The organism is Vicinamibacteria bacterium (genome assembly GCA_035620555.1).
GTDB lineage: Bacteria > Acidobacteriota > Vicinamibacteria > Marinacidobacterales > SMYC01 > DASPGQ01.
Genome location: DASPGQ010000828.1, coordinates 1 through 4,966 on the forward strand (window position 1 = coordinate 1; position 4,966 = coordinate 4,966).

The window sequence follows — 4,966 nt, forward strand, 5'->3', positions numbered from 1 at the left end:
GCCGGTTGTCCTCGCCGTGCGCGAGGTGCTTCCTCTGGGTTAGCCAGGCGGGGACGGGCCGGGCAGGATCTCCCGGAGATAGTGTTCGATTCCGCGGTTCGTGTTCCAGTGACGGGGATAGCCGAGGGAGACTTCCTCGAAACGAACGCCGTCGATCCAGTCCGTGGAGCGGATGTGGAGGTGGCCGGAGACCACGACACGTGCCCGGAAGCGCACGTGCCAGTCTTCGGTTCGCGTCGTTCCGCACCATATGGAGAAACGTGGAATTCTTCTCAGCCGAACCAGCTCCTTTCTGAGCGGGAAGTGGTTGATGAGAACGAGCGGGTGGCGCCGCGAGGCCTCGTGGAGCTTCCGCTCCGCCTGCTCGCAGCGAGCCGCGCACCAGGCATCGATCGAGGGGAAGGGATCGGAGCGAAGATAGCGCTCGTCGGCACAGAAGACTCCGCTCTCCGCCGCCCACTGCAGAGCTTCTTCCCGAGCGATTTCCTCGGGACGGAAACTGTAATCGTAGAGAAGAAATAGCGGTGCGAGCACCGCGGATCCGCCATCGCCTTCCCAGTGCACGTAGGGGTCTTCCGGCGTCAGGACACCGCGGTCGCGGCAGACAGCCACGAGCGCGTCGTACTTCGCCTGGCCCCGTTCCTCACCCGGCTTCGTCGACCAGAGCTCGTGGTTTCCCGGAGCCCACAGGACTCTAGCGAAACGTCGAGTCACGACGTCGAGCGCCATCCGGAGGTGCGCGAGTGTTTCGCCCACGTCGCCTCCCAGAATCAGCCAGTCCTCGGGATGAGCTCCCAGCGTCTCCAGGGCTTCACGGTTCTCGCGGAAGCCCAGATGAAGGTCGCTGATGGCGTAGAGTCTCACCTGTCTGGCTTACCATATAATGGACGGCGAAGGAGAGAATCTCATGTGCGTGGACCGAAGAGGTTTCATGGAAATCGCCGCGGTATCGGCGGGTGCTGCACTTCTTTCGTCACGCGGCGCGTCTGCCGAGGAACGGCCGCTTCCCGACGCGGTGGGCAGGTTGAAGCCGATGCTCGATGGCGTCCAGCCCATCACCGACGAGGAGCGGAAGGGCCGAATCGAGAAGGCTCGGCGACTCATGGCCGAGGCCGGCCTCGGAGCCGTCTATATCGAGTCGGGCTCCAGCCTCTTCTACTACACCGGAGTTCGTTGGGGGCAGAGCGAGCGTATGTTCGCCATGGTTATGCCCCGAGAAGGCGAGCCAGCGTTCGTGTGCCCCGCCTTCGAAGAGGCTCGAGCGCGCGAGCTCATTCGGTTCGGAGACGACGTGCGTACGTGGGAGGAGCACGAAAGTCCTTACGCCCTCGTCGCCAAGATCCTCACCGACCGCGGTGTGAGGACGGGCAAAATAGGGATCGAGGAGAGGGTTCGCTTTTTCCTCGCCGACGGCATTCAAAAGGAGTGTCCCGCGCTCGAGATGGTGACCGCGGATCCCGTGACCGTGGGCTGCCGGGTGATCAAATCCGACGCCGAGCTCGCGCTCATGAAGCGCGCGAACGAGATCACGATCGAAGCCTACAAGGCCGCGGTCGCTTCGCTTCAGGAAGGGATGACCCACGTCGAGGTCTCGGGGATCATCTCCTCGGCCTTTCAGAAAATGGGGGTGCAGGGCGGAGCCGGGGTTCAGTTCGGTGAGTACTCTGCTTTCCCTCACGGAAGCCGCGAGCCGCAGACGTTGAAGGAAGGCGACATCGTGATGATGGATGGCGGCTGCGGAGTCGAAGGCTACCGCTCCGACATCACCCGCACCGTCGTATTCGGAAAGCCGGGTGACCGTCAGCGTCAACTCTGGGATCTCGAGCGCAAGGCCCAGGACGCGGCGCGCGATGCGGTGCGACCAGGAGTACCCTGCGAGGCCATCGACGCCGCCGCTCGCAAGGTCATTACCGACGGCGGCTTCGGACCGGACTACAAGTACTTCACTCACCGAGTCGGCCACGGCATCGGCCTCGACGGCCACGAATGGACCTATCTCGTCCGGGGGAACAAGACGCCGCTCGCACCCGGCATGTGCTTCAGCAACGAGCCTGGCATCTACCTCTATGGCGAGTTCGGTGTGCGTCTCGAAGACTGTTTCCACGTCACCGAGGACGGCGGCGAGCTCTTCACGAAGCAGAGCCCGTCCGTGGACGATCCGTTCGGAGTCGGCTGACGCTCGCACGCTCAAATCGAAATATGCACCGGGCGGCGCGGCTGGTGCTTGCGGTGGTCGCCATGTTTCCCTTCTCGGGCCTCTACGGCGCCAGCATCGACCTGCGCCTCGTCGCGGACGCCCTCGACCGCCCTTTGGCCATGGCGCACGCGGGCGACGGGTCCGGCCGGTTGTTCATCGTGGAGCAGGTCGGCAGGATCCGCGTTGTCGACGGGAGCGCGCTCATGCCCACACCGTTTCTCGACATCACGCCTCTCGTATCCTGTTGCCAGGAACGGGGACTGCTCGGTCTCGCCTTTCATCCCGATTACGAGGTGAACGGGCAGTTCTACGTGAACTACACGGATCCGCGCGGGGACACCCGAATCGTGCGCTACACGGTGTCCCCGGACCCCAGCCTCGCCGATCCCGCTTCGGCAGCGGTGCTACTCGTGATCCAGCAGCCGTTCGGAAACCACAACGGCGGCCAGCTCGCCTTCGGGCCCGACGGATATCTCTTCATCGCCGTCGGTGACGGGGGCTCGGCGGGGGATCCGTTCGACAACGGACAGAACGGCCTCTCCCTGTTGGGAAAGATCCTGCGCATCGACGTCGACTCGGGAACACCTTATGCCATCCCGGTCGACAACCCCTTTCGGTTCGACCCAGGAGCTCGCGACGAGGTTTGGGCGACCGGATTGAGGAATCCCTGGCGGTTCAGTTTCGACAGACTCACGGGAGATCTCTTCGTCGCCGATGTCGGGCAGAACGCGTGGGAGGAGGTCAACTTCGAGCCGGTCACGAGCGCGGGCGGCAACAACTACGGCTGGCGGCGGATGGAGGGAGCTCACTGCTTCGACCCCCAATCGGGATGCGGCGAGGAGGGCTTCGTTCTTCCCATTCTCGAGTACTCCCACGCCGAAGGCTGCTCGGTTACCGGAGGGTTTCGCTATCGGGGAAGCCAGATCCCCGAGCTCTTCGGTCACTACGTTTTCGGAGATTTCTGCTCCGGGCGAATTTGGAGCGCGACCGTCGACGAGGGCGGACTCTGGACTCGTAGCGAGCTTCTCAGCACGTCGCTCTCGATCTCGAGCTTCGGCGAGGACGAGGCGGGAGAGCTCTACGTCGTCGATCTGGGCGGGGCGGTCTATCGGTTCGAGCGGGATTCCGACATCGGCCAAGGCGAGCTGGGATCCCGCTGACGAGATAGCTCTCGATTCGTATTCAGACGTGCTGATCGACGAGGATGGGGTTTCCATCGGGGTCGAGGGCGACGAAGCTCGCGGGCCCGGTGGTCGTCTCGTCGGCTTCGGTCACGAGCTTCACCCCTTGTGCTTTCAGCTGGCGCTGCAGCTCGCGAACGTCGGTGAACGCATCGAGCTTTGTGGCGTTCTGGTCCCATCCGGGATTGAAGGTCAAGGTGTTCTTTTCGAACATGCCCTGAAACAGACCGATGACATGTTCGCCATTCTTGAGAATGAACCAGTTTTGCGAGGCATCTCCGAAGAAGACCGTGAAACCGAACTTCTCGTAGAAAGCCCTCGATGCTTCGATATCCTTGACGGCCAAGCTGACCGAGAACGCGCCGAGCTCCATGTTTCACTCCTTTTGAAAGCTAGCCCCGATCCGACGAAAGACTGGTCGGGAGATTGTCGACCCTAGCCTCGGGACGCATGTAGGAGAGAGTGTTGAACCGCCTCGGGCACTTCGATCGGAACGAACCACTCTGCAGGATAGAGGTAGTCTTCTCCACTCTCGTCGACAATGCGAACGTCGCTCTCCTTGTCCGCCTCAAGGTCCGGAACAATCCGATAGATCTTGTGCAGTTCGAGGGATGCCTCGTACCCCTTATTCCGCACGCAGACGGCAAAGCGGGGTCCTTGAACTGTCATCGTCGTTAATCCAGGTAGCGTTTGCGCTTGAATTCTTTCTTGCCGATGCCGTGAGCCTCATACCAATGAAGCTCAACCCTCCGAACTCGACCGCTGCGAAGGCGAACGACTGCTACGCCTTTCATTTTTCTCCAGTTCCCCTTACCGTATAGCTTCTGGAGTCGATCGCGATCTCGGATTCCGCGTCCAACCGCGATCGTTTCAATCTCGACTAACTCCCCCAGTATATCGAAGTGCATCGTCAGGAGCCCAGAGGCCGCGTTTCTCCGAACGCCTTCATTCCGATATTCGGCAGTTCAATCGGGAGTCGGTGATCAATCGTTCAAGGCCAGGACGCATTCTGCAATACCACCCGGTAGCCATCTGGGTCCTCGAATGTGTTGCCCGAGCGGGCCCAGTAGGGATTGAATGAGGGAACCGGGTCGTAGCCGGCACACCGCATTCGTTCAATGGCCTCCTGCCACTTTTTGAGGTCGGGAAGATAGAAGACCAGAAGATTGTCCAGCGTTGGCGCACGACCGGCGCGGTGACCGCGCTTGTGAGTGAACTCGAAATGGTAAGGTGCGTCGGGATGCCCGAGCATCACGCCGTCGAAGCCATCATGATTCTCGAAGGAATCGAGGATTGTGAGGCCGAGTCCTTGCGAGTAGAAACGCACGACCTCGTCCATCTGGTCCGTAGGCCTCGCGATGCGAATTGTCACGAAGTCAGTCACGTCTTCTCACCATTGCAATGCCGAATCGACCGTTCAGTCCCACCACAAATACAACACACATCCGCTCCGTTAACGCCTTGCCCATAACAGAACACCCAGGATCAGCAACAACACGAGCTCGGTCCCGATCATCCCGTTGAGTGTGCGCACATCCTCGGGTCTCCGGACAAAGTGCTGCCGAGAGAGCGTGTAGGGAAGGATCTG

6 protein-coding genes are annotated in these 4,966 nt (G+C 61.4%); 2 read left to right on the forward strand and 4 right to left on the reverse strand.

Annotated features, from left to right (window positions below):
• Positions 1 to 39: 39 nt before the first annotated feature.
• Entirely contained in the window at positions 40 to 864 is an 825-nt protein-coding gene (locus tag VEK15_32925) for a metallophosphoesterase (protein ID HXV65546.1), read from the reverse strand.
• 43 nt (positions 865 to 907) lie between these two features.
• Between VEK15_32925 and VEK15_32930 the strand changes: the two genes are divergently transcribed.
• Together VEK15_32930 and VEK15_32935 are read left to right on the forward strand one after the other, a co-directional pair.
• Positions 908 to 2,176: a Xaa-Pro peptidase family protein gene (locus tag VEK15_32930; protein HXV65547.1), complete on the forward strand. Its 1,269-nt coding sequence runs from the start codon at positions 908 to 910 to the stop codon at positions 2,174 to 2,176.
• Between the two features lie 23 nt (positions 2,177 to 2,199).
• A complete protein-coding gene (locus VEK15_32935) occupies positions 2,200 to 3,357 on the forward strand; it encodes a PQQ-dependent sugar dehydrogenase (GenBank protein ID HXV65548.1) in 1,158 nt (385 codons plus the stop codon).
• A 22-nt stretch (positions 3,358 to 3,379) separates the two neighbouring features.
• On the opposite strand, the gene VEK15_32940 is transcribed toward VEK15_32935, so the two are convergent.
• From VEK15_32940 to VEK15_32950, 3 genes are all read right to left on the reverse strand, one after another.
• Positions 3,380 to 3,751 (reverse strand): VOC family protein, encoded by a 372-nt coding sequence (locus tag VEK15_32940; GenBank protein HXV65549.1) that lies wholly within the window; start codon positions 3,749 to 3,751, stop codon positions 3,380 to 3,382.
• A gap of 301 nt (positions 3,752 to 4,052) precedes the next feature.
• Complete coding sequence (locus VEK15_32945; protein HXV65550.1) at positions 4,053 to 4,286, reverse strand: hypothetical protein; 234 nt, start codon at positions 4,284 to 4,286, stop codon at positions 4,053 to 4,055.
• Between the two features lie 83 nt (positions 4,287 to 4,369).
• Positions 4,370 to 4,750 carry a VOC family protein gene (locus VEK15_32950; protein ID HXV65551.1) on the reverse strand — a complete coding sequence of 127 codons (381 nt, stop codon included), beginning with the start codon at positions 4,748 to 4,750 and terminating at the stop codon, positions 4,370 to 4,372.
• Positions 4,751 to 4,966: the final 216 nt, after the last annotated feature.